The organism is Nocardia sp. NPDC004722 (assembly GCF_053601505.1).
This window is the reverse complement of record NZ_JBSGBY010000142.1, coordinates 1-15,308: the sequence shown is the minus strand read 5'-3', so window position 1 is coordinate 15,308 and position 15,308 is coordinate 1. Positions and strand designations below refer to the sequence as shown.

11 protein-coding genes are annotated in these 15,308 nt (G+C 68.1%); 6 read left to right on the top strand and 5 right to left on the bottom strand.

Annotation, left to right across the window (positions count from 1 at the left end; genetic code table 11):
* Positions 1–87 precede the first annotated feature (87 nt).
* Positions 88–1,455, bottom strand: coding sequence for an NCS2 family permease (locus ACWELQ_RS16470; RefSeq protein WP_452397889.1), 1,368 nt, complete (start codon positions 1,453–1,455; stop codon positions 88–90).
* Positions 1,456–1,725: 270 nt separating this feature from the next.
* Between ACWELQ_RS16470 and ACWELQ_RS16465 the strand changes: the two genes are divergently transcribed.
* Positions 1,726–3,780, top strand: coding sequence for an AMP-binding protein (locus ACWELQ_RS16465; RefSeq protein WP_452397888.1), 2,055 nt, complete (start codon positions 1,726–1,728; stop codon positions 3,778–3,780).
* Between the two features lie 14 nt (positions 3,781–3,794).
* Here the strand turns inward: ACWELQ_RS16465 and glgP are convergent, their stop codons facing one another.
* A complete protein-coding gene (gene glgP / locus ACWELQ_RS16460; protein WP_452397887.1) occupies positions 3,795–6,359 on the bottom strand; it encodes an alpha-glucan family phosphorylase in 2,565 nt (854 codons plus the stop codon).
* A gap of 91 nt (positions 6,360–6,450) precedes the next feature.
* Here glgP and ACWELQ_RS16455 point away from each other — a divergent pair, with 91 nt between their 5' ends.
* From ACWELQ_RS16455 to ACWELQ_RS16440, 4 genes are all read left to right on the top strand, one after another.
* The gene (locus ACWELQ_RS16455) at positions 6,451–7,110 is read left to right on the top strand and encodes a PaaI family thioesterase (protein ID WP_452397886.1); all 660 of its coding nucleotides are present in this window, start codon (positions 6,451–6,453) and stop codon (positions 7,108–7,110) included.
* Between the two features lie 22 nt (positions 7,111–7,132).
* Positions 7,133–9,136 (top strand): alpha-1,4-glucan--maltose-1-phosphate maltosyltransferase, encoded by a 2,004-nt coding sequence (locus tag ACWELQ_RS16450; protein WP_452397885.1) that lies wholly within the window; start codon positions 7,133–7,135, stop codon positions 9,134–9,136.
* Between the two features lie 13 nt (positions 9,137–9,149).
* On the top strand, positions 9,150–11,315 hold the full coding sequence (gene glgB / locus ACWELQ_RS16445) for a 1,4-alpha-glucan branching protein GlgB (RefSeq protein ID WP_452397884.1): 2,166 nt from the start codon (positions 9,150–9,152) through the stop codon (positions 11,313–11,315).
* 121 nt (positions 11,316–11,436) lie between these two features.
* Positions 11,437–11,649 carry a hypothetical protein gene (locus ACWELQ_RS16440; RefSeq protein WP_452397883.1) on the top strand — a complete coding sequence of 71 codons (213 nt, stop codon included), beginning with the start codon at positions 11,437–11,439 and terminating at the stop codon, positions 11,647–11,649.
* Between the two features lie 70 nt (positions 11,650–11,719).
* Here the strand turns inward: ACWELQ_RS16440 and ACWELQ_RS16435 are convergent, their stop codons facing one another.
* Positions 11,720–12,340: a TIGR03086 family metal-binding protein gene (locus tag ACWELQ_RS16435; protein ID WP_452397882.1), complete on the bottom strand. Its 621-nt coding sequence runs from the start codon at positions 12,338–12,340 to the stop codon at positions 11,720–11,722.
* A 119-nt stretch (positions 12,341–12,459) separates the two neighbouring features.
* Between ACWELQ_RS16435 and ACWELQ_RS16430 the strand changes: the two genes are divergently transcribed.
* The gene (locus ACWELQ_RS16430; protein WP_452397881.1) at positions 12,460–13,821 is read left to right on the top strand and encodes a TrpB-like pyridoxal phosphate-dependent enzyme; all 1,362 of its coding nucleotides are present in this window, start codon (positions 12,460–12,462) and stop codon (positions 13,819–13,821) included.
* 72 nt (positions 13,822–13,893) lie between these two features.
* Here ACWELQ_RS16430 and ACWELQ_RS16425 read toward each other — a convergent pair whose 3' ends face one another.
* Both ACWELQ_RS16425 and ACWELQ_RS16420 read right to left on the bottom strand, forming a co-directional pair.
* Entirely contained in the window at positions 13,894–14,748 is an 855-nt protein-coding gene (locus ACWELQ_RS16425; protein ID WP_452397890.1) for a tetratricopeptide repeat protein, read from the bottom strand.
* Positions 14,749–14,806: 58 nt separating this feature from the next.
* Positions 14,807–15,178, bottom strand: coding sequence for a DUF3817 domain-containing protein (locus ACWELQ_RS16420; RefSeq protein WP_452397880.1), 372 nt, complete (start codon positions 15,176–15,178; stop codon positions 14,807–14,809).
* Positions 15,179–15,308 lie beyond the last annotated feature (130 nt).

Here is a 15,308-nt window from a genome sequence, read left to right as displayed (position 1 = left end):
GTCGGCTTTGAGCCTACAGGAGGACCGCAACGACGGCGGGCGCGAGGCTATTCCAGCCTCGCGCCCGCGTTTTCGGTGTCCCGGCGTTTACTTCGCCAGGAACCAGAAGTAGTAGAGGAAGATCGCCATCAGCACCCACATGATCGGGTGGATCTCCCGGGCGCGGCGCTTGGCCACCATGACGATCGGGTAGAACAGCAGACCCATGGCGATGCCGTTGGCGATCGAGTAGGTCAGCGGCATCATGATCACGGTGATGAACGCCGGGACCGCGTATTCGAGCTTGCTCCAGTCGATCTCACCCAGCGCCCGGGCCATCAGCACGCCGACCACGATGAGCGCGGGTGCCGTCACCGCCGAGACGTCGGCGAAGGTGGCGAAGATCGGGAAGAAGAACAGGGCGATCATGAACCAGCCCGCCGTGGTGACCGCGGTCAATCCGGTGCGACCGCCCGCCGAGACGCCCGCGGTGGATTCGACATACGCGGTGGTCGAGGAGGTGCCGATGATCGCGCCCGCCGCGGTGCCCACCGAGTCGGCGGCCAGCGCCTTGCCCGCGCGCTCGAGCTTGCCGTCCTTGGTCAGCAGCCCGGCCTGATTGGCGACGCCGATCAAAGTGCCGGAGGCGTCGAAGAAGTCGACGAACAGCATGGTCAGCACGACGACCACCATTTTCCCGGTGAAGGCGTCGGGCAGATGGATGATGGCCTGGCCGAAGGTCTGATCCAGCCCGTGCGGCATGGCCGCGACCGAACTGGGCAGCTTGACCAGACCGGTGACGATGCCGAGCGCGGTGGTGGCGAGGATGCCGTAGAGGACCGCGCCGTGCCAGCCCAGCACCAGGAACACCACGGTCACGACGAGACCGAAGAGCGCCAGCAGGGTGGTGCCCTGATGGAAGTTGCCCAGGTGCACGAAGGTGTTCGGGTCCGCGGTCACGATGCCCGCGCTCTTGAGCCCCAGGAAGGCCACGAACATGCCGATGCCCGCGCCGACCGCGAGCTTCATCTGCATGGGGATGGCCTCGATGATCTTCTCGCGGACCTTGGTGACGGCCAGCACGAAGAAGATGACGCCGGAGAGCAAGGTGCCCGACAGCGCTTCCTGCCACGGGATGCCCATGTGCAGCACGACGGTGTAGGCGAAGAACGCGTTGAGGCCCATGCCGGGTGCGAGGGCGACCGGGTACTTGGCCCACAGGCCCATGACCAGGGTGCCGAAGATGGCGGCGATGGCGGTGGCGGTGAACACGGCCTGCAGCGGCATGCCCTTGTCGTGCAGATCGCCGGCGGGTCCGTCGCCCAGGATGCGCGGGTTCACCGCGAGCACGTAGGACATGGCCAGGAAGGTGACGGTTCCGGCCATGAGCTCGCGCTTGAAGGTGGATCCGTGTTCGCTGATGCCGAAGTACGCGTCGACGCGCCCCTTGGTGCGCGTGCGGACGTCGGTGGTCATGTGTGGAGGTCTCCAGTCGGAGGAAGGTACAAAGGTTGCCATGGGCACCGTACTGGCTCTGTAGGTCTCCACATGAACCGACTCGGCGAATCGTGAGCTATCGCACCCGCCAGAGCCTTCTTTCACGGCCCTTACCTGCGCAATTATCGGGCTATTCAAATGATTACCGGCCGGTAATTTAAGCCTCTTGACCCTTACTGTCTGGGACGTTACAAATACGTAATCAGCCGGTGGTTTTCAGGGAACCGGCCAGGCAGAAGTAGTACGCCAGTGGTTACCGATGTCATCGACGCGGTCGCGGAGTTCGCGACCGCCCGCAAAGCGATCTGGGATGTGCTGCTCGACCCGCAGACCTATCCCCGGCTATTTTCCGGAATCGGCGCGTGCGAACAACTCGACACCGTCGACACCCATCCGACCCTGACCCTGCGGGTCGGCGGCATCGGCATTCCGGTCCAGCCTCTGCGCGTACAACTGCACCTCACCAAGCCCGGCGAAGGCTTCGAGCTGCACTGCCCCGACCACGGCAGCTTCGTCGCGATCCGGCTGCGCGGCGACCAGGACCGAACCCGGGTCTACGTCACGTATTTCAAGGCCGGGCAGGTGCATCCGATCCTGGCGCAGCTGCCCAATTCGTCGGTGGTGTCCTGGACGCAGGCCGGGCTGAAGCGGGTCGGCGATCTGATCGCGGGCACCCCGACCTCACTCCTCGTCAACGGCGAGGACTCGCCGATGAAGATGCAGGCCGGGGTGGCCAAGCGGATGGTCGCCTCCGGGGTGGTGCGCACCTTCCGGCCCGATGTCGGGCTCAAACAGATCGGCGGACTGGCCAAGTGGGGCTTCAGCCTGGGCGGCGGGTACGCGGCGGCGGCCGCCCACTCACCGCAGCGGGCGGCCGTGATCGACGACCGCTACGCCAGCACCTTCGACCAATTACACGCGCGCACCAGCGCTTTGGCGGGCGCGTTCACCGCGCTCGGCTTCGGTCCGGGCACCGCGATCGGCCTGTTGTGCCGCAATCACACCGGCATGGTCGAGTGCATGGTGGCGGCGGGCAAGTCGGGTGCGGACGCGGTGCTGCTGAACACCGGTCTGCCCGCGCGGCAGGTCGAGGAGATCGTGGCGCGCCATCAGCTCTCGGCGCTGTTCGTGGACAGCGAGTTCGAGCATCTGGTGCGGTACCTGCCCACCGAGCTGCCCCGCTTCACCAGTGACGACATCCCGCCGGATCCGGGCCGCACCACCATCGAGGAACTGATCGCCATGCGGCAGGAGCCGCCGCGCAAGCCGCCACGGCCGGGGCGGCTGGTGGTGCTCACCTCGGGAACCAGCGGGACGCCCAAGGGCGCGCGGCGGCCGCACCCCAAGGGTTTCGGGACGGTGGCGGCGCTGCTGTCGCGAATCCCGTTCGGCACCAACGAGACCATGTTCATCCCGGCCCCGCTGTTCCACACCTGGGGCCTGGGTGCGCTGCAGATCTCCACCGCCATCCGGGCGACGGTGCTGCTGGGTGACCGCTTCGACGCGGAGGACTGCCTGCGCCGTATCGCCGAGAACAAGGTGACGGCGCTGATCGTGGTGCCGATCATGGTGAACCGAATCCTGGATCTGCCCACCCATGTTCGCGCCCGCTACGACCTGTCGAGCCTGCGCATCGTGGCCAGTTGCGGTGCGCCGCTGGCGGGGGCGACGGTCCTGAAGTTCCTCGACGCCTACGGCGACATCCTCTACAACGTGTACGGCTCCACCGAGGTGTCGTGGGCGTCCATCGCCGATCCGGCGGATCTGCGCATGTCCCCCACCACGGCGGGCCGCCCGCCGCTGGGCACGAAACTCGGTGTGCTGGGCGCGGATCGGCGGCCAGTGCCGGTGGGCGCGACGGGGCGGATCTTCGTCGGCAATCACATGCTCTTCGACGGCTACACCGACGCCACCCCGCCCGACGAGGCCGACGGCATGCTCGACACCGGCGATGTCGGCTTCCTGGACGCCGCGGGCAAGCTTTTCGTGGCCGGACGCGATGACGAGATGATCATCTCCGGCGGCGAGAACGTCTTCCCGCGTGCGGTGGAGGAGGCGCTGTCGCATCTGCCGCAGGTGTCCGAGGTGGCGGTGGTCGGCGTGCCCGATCACGAATTCGGCCAGCGCCTGGCCGCTTTCGTGGTGAAGCGGCCCGGCTCCGGCCTGGACTCCGACATGGTGCGCAACTACATCCGCCACCGCGTCAGCCGGTTCTCGGTGCCGCGCGATGTCACGTTCCTGGATTCGTTGCCGCGCAACCCGACCGGCAAGGTCCTGAAGCGGACGCTCATCGCGCCCGCCTGATTCGGACCTGATCGCTACGGGCTGGGCGTAGCGATCAGGCCGAACTCGGCATCGGAGGCCAACAGCGGATGATGCGGCAGGATGCGGATGGTGTAGCCGACCGCGCCGGAAATCGGGACCGGGGTGGAGATGGTGAAAACCTCTGCCCCGGAATCGGTTCCGTGATGCCGCATCGGGAAGCTGTGGGTGTCGGTCAGATCGTCGGTCGGTGAGACCCGGCCGAGGACCGCCTGGACGGTCACGTCGCCGGGGGTGAGCCCGGCCAGGTCGATCCGCGCGCGCAGCGCGAGTTCCGCGCCGATCACCGGGATATCGGGCAGCCCGGAGCTGTCCACCTGCAGCACTTTCACACCGGGCCAAGCGGATTCGACGCGGCGGCGATACACCGACAGTTCCTGCGCGCCCTTGAAGTCATCGGCCGACACCGCGCCGAAGGCCGCGGCGGCGGGCGCGTAGTAGTCGACGGCGTAGTCGCGAACCATGCGCGAGGCCAGCACCTTCGGGCCGAGGGTCTGCAGGGTGTGGCGGACCATCTCCATCCAGCGCACCGGCAGGCCGTCGTGGTCGCGGTCGTAGAAGCGCGGCAGCACCGCGCGTTCCAGCAGTTCGTAGAGCGCCGAGGCTTCCAGGTCGTCGCGGCGGTGGTCGTCGCGCACGCCGTCGGCGGTGGGGATGGCCCAGCCGTTCTCGCCGTCGTACATCTCGTCCCACCAGCCGTCGCGGATGGACAGGTTGAGGCCGCCGTTGAGCGCGGACTTCATGCCGGAGGTGCCGCACGCCTCGAGCGGGCGCAGCGGATTGTTGAGCCAGACATCGCAACCCCAGTACAGGTAGCGGGCCATGGACATGTCGTAGTCGGGCAGGAAGACGATGCGGTGGCGCACGGCCGGATCGTCGGCGAAGCGCACGATCTGCTGGATGAGCGCCTTGCCGCCGTCGTCGGCGGGATGGGATTTGCCCGCCACCACCAACTGCACCGGATGCTCGGGATCGAGCAGCATGGCGCGCAGGCGTTCGGGATCGCGCAGCATCAGCGTGAGCCGCTTGTAGGTGGGGACGCGGCGGGCGAAGCCGACGGTCAGCACGTTCGGGTCGAAAACCTCGTCGATCCAGCCGAGTTCGGCGGGGGCGGCCCCGCGCTCGAGCCAGGAGGCGTGCACGCGGCGACGCACCTCGTCGACCAGGATGCCGCGCAGCGTGTTGCGGGTGGACCACAGTTCGCGCAGGTCCACGTCGCAGAGGCGTTCCCAGCCGCGCGCCTCCTCGACGAGTTCGTCGCCGATGAGTTCGCGGGCCTTGTCGATCCATTCGCGGGCGGCCCAGGTGGGGGCGTGCACGCCGTTGGTGATGGAGCCGATCGGCACCTCGGACGCGTCGAAGCCCGGCCACAGCGGCGCGAACATGGCGCGGCTGACCTCGCCGTGCAGTTTCGAAACACCGTTGGCGCGCTGGGCGAGTCGCAGGCCGAGGTGGGCCATATTGAATACCGAGGGATCGGCTTCCCGGCCCAATGCCAGGATGCGATCGACCGAAACACCGGGCAGCACCAGCGATTCGCGTTCCCCGTGCGCACCGCCGAAGTACCGGCGCACCAGCGCTCCGGCGAAGCGGTCGATCCCGGCGGGGACCGGGGTGTGGGTGGTGAAGACCGTCCCGGCCCGGACCGCGGTCAGCGCGGAGTCGAAATCCATTCCGGCGGACATGTATTCGCGAATGCGCTCGATGCCGAGGAAACCGGCGTGGCCCTCGTTCATGTGGAAGACGTCCGGGTCCGGCAGCCCGTTGGCGCGGGTGTAGGCGCGCACCGCGCGCACGCCGCCGATCCCGGCCAGGATCTCCTGTTTGATGCGGTGGTCCTGGTCGCCGCCGTAGAGCCGGTCGGTGACGGCGCGCAGTTCCGGATCGTTCTCGGCGATATCGGAATCCAAGAGCAGCAACGGAATCCGGCCCACCTGGGCGATCCACACCCGTGCCCGCAGCACGCGCCCCTCGGGCATGGCCACGTGAATGAGCACCGGCGCACCGCCTTCGGTGAGCATGCGCAGCGGCAGGCCCATCGGATCCAGGGCGGGATAGTGCTCGGCCTGCCAGCCGTCGGCGGTCAGCGACTGCCGGAAATAGCCGGAGCGGTACAGCAATCCGACACCGATGAGCGGCAAGCCGAGATCGGAGGCGGCCTTGAGATGGTCGCCCGCCAGAATCCCGAGCCCGCCAGAATAATTGGGCAGCACCTCGGTGACACCGAATTCCATGGAGAAATAGGCGATCCCGCGCGGCCCCTGCTGCTTCTGGAACCAGCGCGGCCGAGTGAGGTAGTCGCTCAGATCGGCGGCAGCCGCGTCGACCCGCCGCGTATAGGCGTCGTCCGCCGCCAGCTCATCGAGCCGTGCGGCCGGAACCTCCCCCAGCATCCGCACCGGATCATGCCCGACCTCGACCCACAGCCCGGGATCCAGCTCGGCGAACACATCCTGCGTCGGCCCATGCCAAGACCAGCGCAGATTGGTCGCCAACTCTGTCAGTGCGGTGAGCCGCTCCGGCAAATGGGCGCGAACGGTGAATCGACGCAGTGCCTTCACCCCTGTAGACCCTACCTGTGGACGTGTTGCCGCAGCTCACTAACACCGCCCCGACGTGAGCAAGCGCTAAGCAACCGATAACGTGTTTCATATGAGCGAGCAGCAGATCGAGGCGGTCGAGGACCAGCCCACCCAGGAGCATCACGAGGGCGGGTTCCGGCCGATCCGAGAACTGGGGCGCGACAACACCCGCGGCGGCGTGCACTACGGGGAGTTCATCGACCAGGTGCGTGCGCTGATGGACCGGGTGCGGCTGGCCGACCCGTCCGACGAGCAGGCGCTGGACGCCATCGCCATGCTCAAGGAGCTCAACGCCAAACTCGACGAGGCACAGGTCGACGAGTGGAATGCCCCGTCCTGGCACCGCAACGACCTGCCCTCGCGCGGCAACATCACGCTGCCGCCGTTCCTGGTGGACTCCGCGAGCAAGGAGGGCGTGCGGGCGCGCATCACCTTCCGCACCTTCCACCTGGGCGGCAATGCCGCGGCCCACGGCGGGCACATCGCGCTCGGCTTCGACGATCTGCTCGGCATGACCGCGGCCATCTACACCAAGCAGGCCACCCGCACCGCGTTCCTGCACGTCGACTACCGGTCGATCACGCCGTTGAACACCGAGCTGCAGGTGCACGGCTGGGTGGAGCGGCAGGAGGGCCGCAAGGTGTTCGTGCGCGCCACCCTGCACGACGGCGACCGGCTCTGCGCCGAGGCGCACGGCCTTTTCGTACTCCTCAAGCCGGGCCAGCAGTAATCACTCCGGTAAGTTCAGGGGCGTGACCGGCCGCATCGCAATCGATGACACCGCCCCCGCGATCCCCGGCGGCCGGCCGTCCAAGGCCGTGGTCGGCGAGGTGGTCCCGGTGCGGGCGGTGGTCTGGCGCGAGGGCCACGAGGCGGTGGCCGCCACGCTCGCGGTGCGCGGCCCGGGTTCGGCTCGCACACAGCGCATTCGCATGACCCCCGAGTTCGAGCCGGACGTGTTCAACGCGGTCTTCACCCCCGGCAAGCCGGGTCGCTGGACCTTCCGGATCGAGGGCTGGGGCGACCCCATCGCCACCTGGCGTTCCGGCGTCGAGGCCAAGCTCGCGGTCGGGCAGAGCGCCGCGGACCTGGCCAATGATCTGGAACTCGGCGCGCGCCTGCTGGATCGGGCCGCGCAGGCGGTGCCCCGGCAGCAGTGGGAGATCCTGCGCGACGCGGCCGCCGCGCTGCGCAGCGACGCGCAACTGCCCGCCCGGGTGGCCGCGGCCTTCAGCACCGAGGTGGGCGCGATCCTGCGGGCAACGCCGCTGCGGGAGTTGGTGACTCACGGCCCGCTGCACATCGTCCAGGTGGAGCGGCAGCGCGCGCTCTACGGGGCCTGGTACGAATTCTTCCCGCGCTCGACCGGCGGCTGGGACGCCGACGGCGAGCCCGTGCACGGCACGTTCGGCACCGCCGCCAAGGAACTGCCGCGCATCGCCGCCATGGGTTTCGACGTGGTGTACCTGCCGCCCATCCATCCGATCGGGACGGTGAACCGCAAGGGGCCCAACAATTCCCTGACGGCCGGTCCGTCGGATGTCGGCTCGCCGTGGGCGATCGGCTCGGCCGAGGGCGGCCACGACGCCATCCACCCGTTGCTCGGCACCGAGGCCGACTTCCTCGACTTCGTCGCGGCGGCACGGGAATTGGGTATGGAGGTGGCGCTGGACCTGGCGTTGCAGTGCGCGCCGGACCACCCGTGGGTGCTGACGCATCCGGAATGGTTCACCACGCTACCGGACGGCACCATCGCCTACGCGGAGAATCCGCCGAAGAAGTATCAGGATATCTATCCGCTGAATTTCGACGACGATCCCGACGGGCTCTACGCCGAGGTGCTGCGGGTGGTGCGGCATTGGATCGGATTGGGCGTCACCATATTCCGGGTCGACAATCCGCACACCAAACCCGCCGATTTCTGGGAATGGCTGATCGCCGCCGTGCACCGGAAACATCCGGACATTATTTTCCTGTCCGAGGCATTCACCCGCCCGGCCCGCATGTACGGATTGGCACGGCGTGGATTCACCCAGTCCTACACGTATTTCACCTGGCGCACGCACAAGCACGAAATAGAGGAATTCGGCAGGGAATTGGCCGCCAAGGCCGACGAGGCGCGAGCCAATCTGTTCGTGAACACGCCCGACATCCTGCACGAGAGTCTCCAGCACGGCGGGCCGGGCATGTTCGCGATCCGCGCGGTGCTGGCGGCCACCCTCGGCCCCAGCTGGGGCGTGTACTCCGGTTTCGAACTGTTCGAGCATCAGGCGGCGCAGGCGGGCAGCGAGGAATACCTGGATTCGGAGAAGTACCAGCTGCGGCCGCGGCGTTTCGCGGAAGCGGCCGCGCGCGGGGAATCGCTGGAGCCGTGGCTGACCCGGCTCAACGAGATCCGGCGCGCGCATCCGGCGCTGCAGCAGGTGCGCTGCATCCATTTCCACGCCGTGGACAATGACGCGCTGCTGGCGTTCTCGAAGCTCGACCCGACCACCGGTGACGCCGTGCTGATGGTGGTGAACCTGGACCCGTTCAACGCGCAGCAGGGCCAGCTCTCGCTGGATCTACCCGCCATCGGCCGCGAATGGCACGACCGGCCGGTGGTCTACGACGAGATCAGCGGCGAGGAATACCACTGGGGCCAGAGCAATTACGTGCGCCTGGACCCGGCCCGCGCGGTCGCGCACATTCTCGCGCTACCACCGGTGCCCGCGGCCGCGCGCACCGAACTCGCGCATCGCAGCACCTTCCGATGAGCCGGACGCCACGATGAATCGACGCGATCTCCTGCTGCTGGCGGCGGGCACGCATCCCGATCCGCACACCGTGCTGGGCGCGCACCCGCATCCGGACGGGACGATCATCCGGGTGCTGCGGCCGCACGCGGAGACGGTCGCGGCACGCATCGGCGGGGTGGATCATCCACTGGCGCACAGCGAACACGGCGTCTTCGAGGCGGTCGTCCCGTTCCCGGAGCTGTGGGACTACCGCGTCGTCACCTCCTACCCGGGCGGGCGCACCGTGGTCGACGCGGACGGCTACCGCTTCCTGCCCACCCTCGGCGAATTCGACCTGCATCTGCTCGGCGAGGGCCGCCACGAACAACTCTGGCAGGTGCTGGGCGCGCACCCGCGGCGCTACCCGACCCTCGACGGCGAGGTGACCGGCACCGCCTTCGCGGTCTGGGCGCCCAACGCGCGCGGCGTCGCGGTGATCGGCGACTTCGATGGCTGGAGCGGAAACACCGCGCCCATGCGGAAACTCGGCGGCTCCGGGATCTGGGAGCTGTTCATCCCCGGTCTCGGCGCGGGGGCGCTCTACAAGTACCGCGTGCACGGGGCCGACGGCCGCACCGTCGATCACGCCGACCCGATGGCCTTCGCCACCGAGGTGCCGCCCGCGACCGCGTCGGTGATCACCGCGAGCGAATACGCCTGGGGCGACGGGGATTGGCTGCGGCGGCGCACCGCCACCGATCCGCTGCGCGCGCCGGTCAGCGTCTACGAGGTGCACCTGGGTTCGTGGCGGCCCGGTCTCGGCTACCGTGAGATCGCCGAGCAGCTCGCGGAATACGTTGTCGCCCAAGGTTTCACCCACGTCGAATTGCTGCCGGTGGCCGAGCATCCGTTCGGCGGCTCGTGGGGTTACCAGGTCACCTCCTATTACGCGCCGACCGCCCGTTTCGGCTCGCCCGACGACTTCCGCTTTCTGGTGGATCACCTGCACCGCAAGGGAATCGGCGTGCTGCTCGACTGGGTGCCCGCGCATTTCCCGCGCGACGAGTGGGCGCTGGCCCGATTCGACGGCACCGCGCTCTACGAGCATTCCGACCCGCGTCGCGGCGAGCAACTCGACTGGGGCACCTACGTTTTCAACTTCGACCGGCACGAGGTCCGCAACTTCCTGGTCGCCAACGCCCTGTACTGGATCGAGGAATTCCACCTCGACGGCCTGCGGGTGGACGCCGTCGCCGCCATGCTCTACCTCGACTACTCGCGCCCGGACTGGGAACCCAATATCCATGGCGGACGCGAGAACCTGGAGGCGGTGTCGTTCCTGCAGGAGATGAACGCGACCGTCCACAAGCATCATCCGGGCGTGCTGACCATCGCCGAGGAGTCCACCACCTGGCCCGGCGTCACCCGCGCCACCGAGGTCGGCGGTCTCGGCTTCACCATGAAATGGAACATGGGCTGGATGCACGACACGCTCGGGTATCTCGCGCACGACCCGGTGTACCGGAGCTGGCACCACAACGAGGTCACCTTCTCGCTCACCTACGCCTGGAGCGAGAACTACGTGCTGCCCATCAGCCATGACGAAGTGGTCTACGGCAAGGGCACACTCTGGACCCGCATGCCCGGCGACGATTTCACCAAGGCGAGCGGCGTGCGCGCGCTGCTGGCCTACATGTGGGCGCATCCCGGCAAACAGCTGCTGTTCATGGGCCAGGAGTTCGGGCAGTTCCGGGAATGGGACCACGACCGCGGCCTCGACTGGCACGAATTGGAAAACCCGCTGCACCAAGGCATTCAGGCGCTGGTCGGCGATCTCAACCGGCTCTACGTGGCCTCCCCCGCGCTCTGGAGCCAGGACACCTCACCCGGCGGCTACGCCTGGATCGACGCCGACGACCGCGACAACAACGTGCTGTCGTTCCTGCGCTACGGCACCGACGGATCGATCCTGGTGTGCGTCTACAACTTCTCGGGTCGCCGCCACGACGACTACCGGATCGGATTGCCCGAACCGGATTCGTGGTACGAGGTGCTCGATACCGATGCCGTCGCCTACGGCGGCAGTGGCATCCTCCGGCCGGCGGCGATTTCCGCGGAGCCGGTGCCATGGCACGGTCGGCCCGTCTCGGCAGTGCTGGCACTCGCACCGCACAGCGCGCTCTGGTTGTCGAAAACCCCTCCGGCCGCACGCGACTGAGTCATGCCCCCAGCGGTCGGGGCACGGAAATCAAGGTCAACCCTTTCCGAATGGAAGCGGGTACGACTGGAACCAGCGGCGTCGCAACCGAATTGCCTTTACACCTGAAGGATGAATCTGCATGAAGAAACTGGGAACCTTCGCGCTCATCGGTGCGGCCGCGGCCGGAATCCTGACCGCGGGCGCGGGTATCGCCGCCGCCGACGAGCCCGTCAGCGCCACGCCGATCATCGCGCCCGGCGAGCCCGACCCGACCGGCACCGGATCCTCCCAGCTCATCAAGACGCTGAGCGACCTGGCCACCGGCAGCGGTAAGGCCGGAACCACCAAGTAGCACCACCGGTTCCCCACCCTGCGGGGAGTGTGGGGAACCGCGGCCTCCGGCCACCCGTGATCCGGCCCGGCTATTCGGGCCAGGCGGGCGAACGACCCAGGACCGCGAGAATCCGGTCCAGCCCGGATGCCTCCGGCGCATCCACCACCGGCGCGAACGACGAATCCGGCTTTTCCCGATACTCGCCCTGCGGCACCGCCTCGGCCACCGGCACGCCCGCGGCCAGCAGATCCTCGTCGAATTCGACGCTCTTGCCCAGCGCCCGGGCGAGGTCCCAGGTGTGGACGATGTAGTCGATGAAATGGAAGCTGATGGCCAGCGGCGCGGGAATCACGATCCCGCCCTGCAGCTCCGGCAGCGGGAACTGCCGCTCCAGCACCCCCGGCTCCGCGAATGCCGCGAGCACCGCCTCGGCCGCCGCCCGATACTCACCGACCGGATCATCACTCAACGGCTGCGGCTTCCACAGCGCCACATCGTCCTCACCGCGCGCGGACGCGGCGAAGCCGTGGTGCTGAACGATGCAGTGTTCCAGCAGATCTCGCAGATTCCACCCGGCACAGGGTGTGGGCCGCTCCAGATCCGCAGCGGTCAGGTCCGACACCACCTCGATGCTGGTGTGGACGGCTCGTGCGTCGAACGACAGCAGTTCGGTCCCCGACTTCAGCAATTCATCGTACGTGCTTATCATACGCACTAGCTTACTAACTTCGAGCGCGGAGCAACAGAGGAATCCGGCGATTTCGACACCACCGGTTCGATCTCGGGAGCACCCTGGACAAACAGAAAGATCTAGCCGGGAGGTCTCCCGTGGACGAGCGCACCAAGATCACACTGGACGAATCCGAGATTCCCCGGCGCTGGTACAACGTCATCCCCGACCTCCCCGCGCCACCGCCGCCGCCGCTGCATCCCGGCACCGGGCAGCCCGTCGGGCCCGAGGACCTCGCCCCGCTGTTCCCCATGGAACTCATCCGGCAGGAGGTCAGCGCCGAGCGCTATCTCGACATCCCGGATGAGGTCATCGACGTGTACCGGCTGTGGCGGCCGACGCCGCTGTTCCGGGCGCGACGACTGGAGAAAGCCCTCGGCACCCCGGCGCACATCTACTACAAGTACGAAGGCGTTTCGCCCGCCGGATCGCACAAGCCGAATACCGCTGTGCCGCAGGCGTTCTACAACGCCGCAGAGGGCACCCGCCGCCTCACCACCGAGACCGGTGCGGGCCAGTGGGGCAGTGCGCTCGCCTTCGCCTGCGCGCAGTACGGCATCGACTGTGAGGTGTGGATGGTCCGCGCCTCCTACGACCAGAAGCCGCATCGCCGCACCCTCATGCAGACCTGGGGCGCGACCGTGCACGCCAGCCCGTCACCGGTCACCGCGGCGGGCGCGAAACTCCTTGCCGACCATCCGGATTCACCGGGCAGCCTGGGCATCGCCATCAGCGAGGCGGTCGAGGTCGCCGCCGCCGACCCGAACACTCGCTACGCGCTGGGCAGCGTGCTCAACCACGTGCTGCTGCACCAGACCGTCATCGGCGAGGAGGCGCTGAAACAGTTCGCGTCGGCCGGGGAACGACTGCCCGACCTGATCGTCGGCTGCACCGGCGGCGGCTCCAACTTCGCGGGCCTGTTCCTGCCGTTCCTGCGCGAAAAGCTCGCCGGCCGAGCCGATCCTGTCATCCGCGCCGTCGAACCCGCCGCCTGCCCGTCGTTCACGAGAGGCATCTACGCCTACGACTTCGGCGACACCGCGGGCTTCACCCCGCTCATGAAGATGCACACGCTGGGCCACGACTTCATCCCGGATCCGGTGCACGCGGGCGGCCTGCGCTACCACGGCATGTCCCCACTGCTGTCGCACATGTACGAACTCGGCCTGTTCGAGGCGATCGCCAAGCAGCAACGCGAATGCTTCGCCGCCGCAGTCCTGTTCGCCAAGACCGAAGGCATCCTCCCCGCCCCCGAACCCTCCCACGCCCTGGCAGCGGTCATCGAGGAGGCGAACCGCTGCACCGCATCCGGCGAGGAGAAAGTCCTCCTCACGGCCCTGTGCGGCCACGGCCACTTCGACATGACCGCCTACGAGCGCTACCTCTCCGGCGAAATCCCCGACTTCGAACTCCCCCAGCCCCGCATCGACGCCGCCCTCGCCGCCCTCCCCAAGGTATGAACAAGATCAGGGAGCTCTCACTGCGGAATTCTGTCCGAATTCCCGCGGTGAGAGCTCCCTGATCTCGAAACTTCAGTACAGGGCGGCGGCCAGCTTGCGGCGGGCGGCCATGACGATGGGCTCGGCGGGGTCGAAGAGTTCGAAGAGTTCCAGCAGGTGGGTGCGGGCTCGGGTGCGGTCGTCGCCTGCGGTGCGCTTGACCTGGGCGATGAGTCGGTCGAAGGCGGCTTCCGGCTGCTGGTTGAACATGTCCAGGTCGGCGGCGGCGATCGCGGCGTCCAGATCCGCCGGGTCGGCGTCGGCCTTCGCGGTGGCGGCGGGGTCGAGTTCCTGCACGCGGGAAAGGAATTGGACCTGACGCAGGGCGGCCTTCGCTTCCGCGTTGTTCGGCTCGGCGGTCAGGATCGCCTGGTAGGCGGTGATGGCGGCGTCGAAATCGCCGTTCTCCAAGGCCTCTTCGGCGGCGACGAAGCGCGGGTCCTCGGGGACCTCGGGCTCGGCGGCCTCGCCCGCGCCGACGCCGGGGAGCTTGCCGCGCACCGCGTCGATGACGGCGGCCAGCCACTGGGTGACCTGCTCCTCGGGCTGGTTGCCGGTGAAGTCGGCCAGCGGCTGACCGGCGGCCACGGCCACCACGGTCGGGATGCCCTGCACGCCGAACGCCTGCGCGATACGCATATTGGCCTCGGCCTCGACGGTGGCCAGATCCCAGTCGCCGCCCGGCACGACCAGCTTCTCGAGGAGCTTCACCAATTCGATGCTGCCCGGGCTGCGCTGCGAGTACAGCGCCACCACCACCGGCACCTGGGTGGAGCGCCGCAGCACTCGATCCTCGAAATTGGCCTCGGTGACGGCGTGGTCGCCCGGCACATCCGCGGCGGAAGCGGCGGGCTGCTTGAGGGCGGACAGGTCAACCGCGCCCGACATGGCGGCGGCTGCGGCGGCGGAGGGACGGCGTGCGGGTCGAGTCACGACATCCAGTTTGTCACGAACGCGCGGCGGCAGGTGTCGCGGCCGCGCTCAGCTCACCCAGCTGACCGGAGTTGATCGCCCACCGCTCGAACCACACCGAGGTGAACGGCACCACGGACGACAGCAGCGCCAGACCCGTGGTCTTGCCGGGCCATTCGAATTCGCGTGAGGCCAACAGGCAGTTGATGGCGTAGGCCAGGAACACGATGCCGTGCAGCATGCCGAACACCATCACCGGCCACTTGATCGGCTGATCGGCGATGCCGATCGCATCCGCGCGCTTGAGCGCCGAGCCGATGAACAGCAGCACCCAGGACGGGACCTCGAGGAGGCCGAAGAACCGCACGCGCTTCGCGACCGTGGACAGGTCGAACAGATCACCCATGGGGTCCATTCTGCCGGACCGACTACGACGCTCCGTCGTGGAGCTGGTCACACCCGCTTTCTGCGGGTGGGGAGGATTCTTGGGGGCAAGCCCCCAAACCCCCGAGGGAAGATTCAATGGCGGCGCCCCG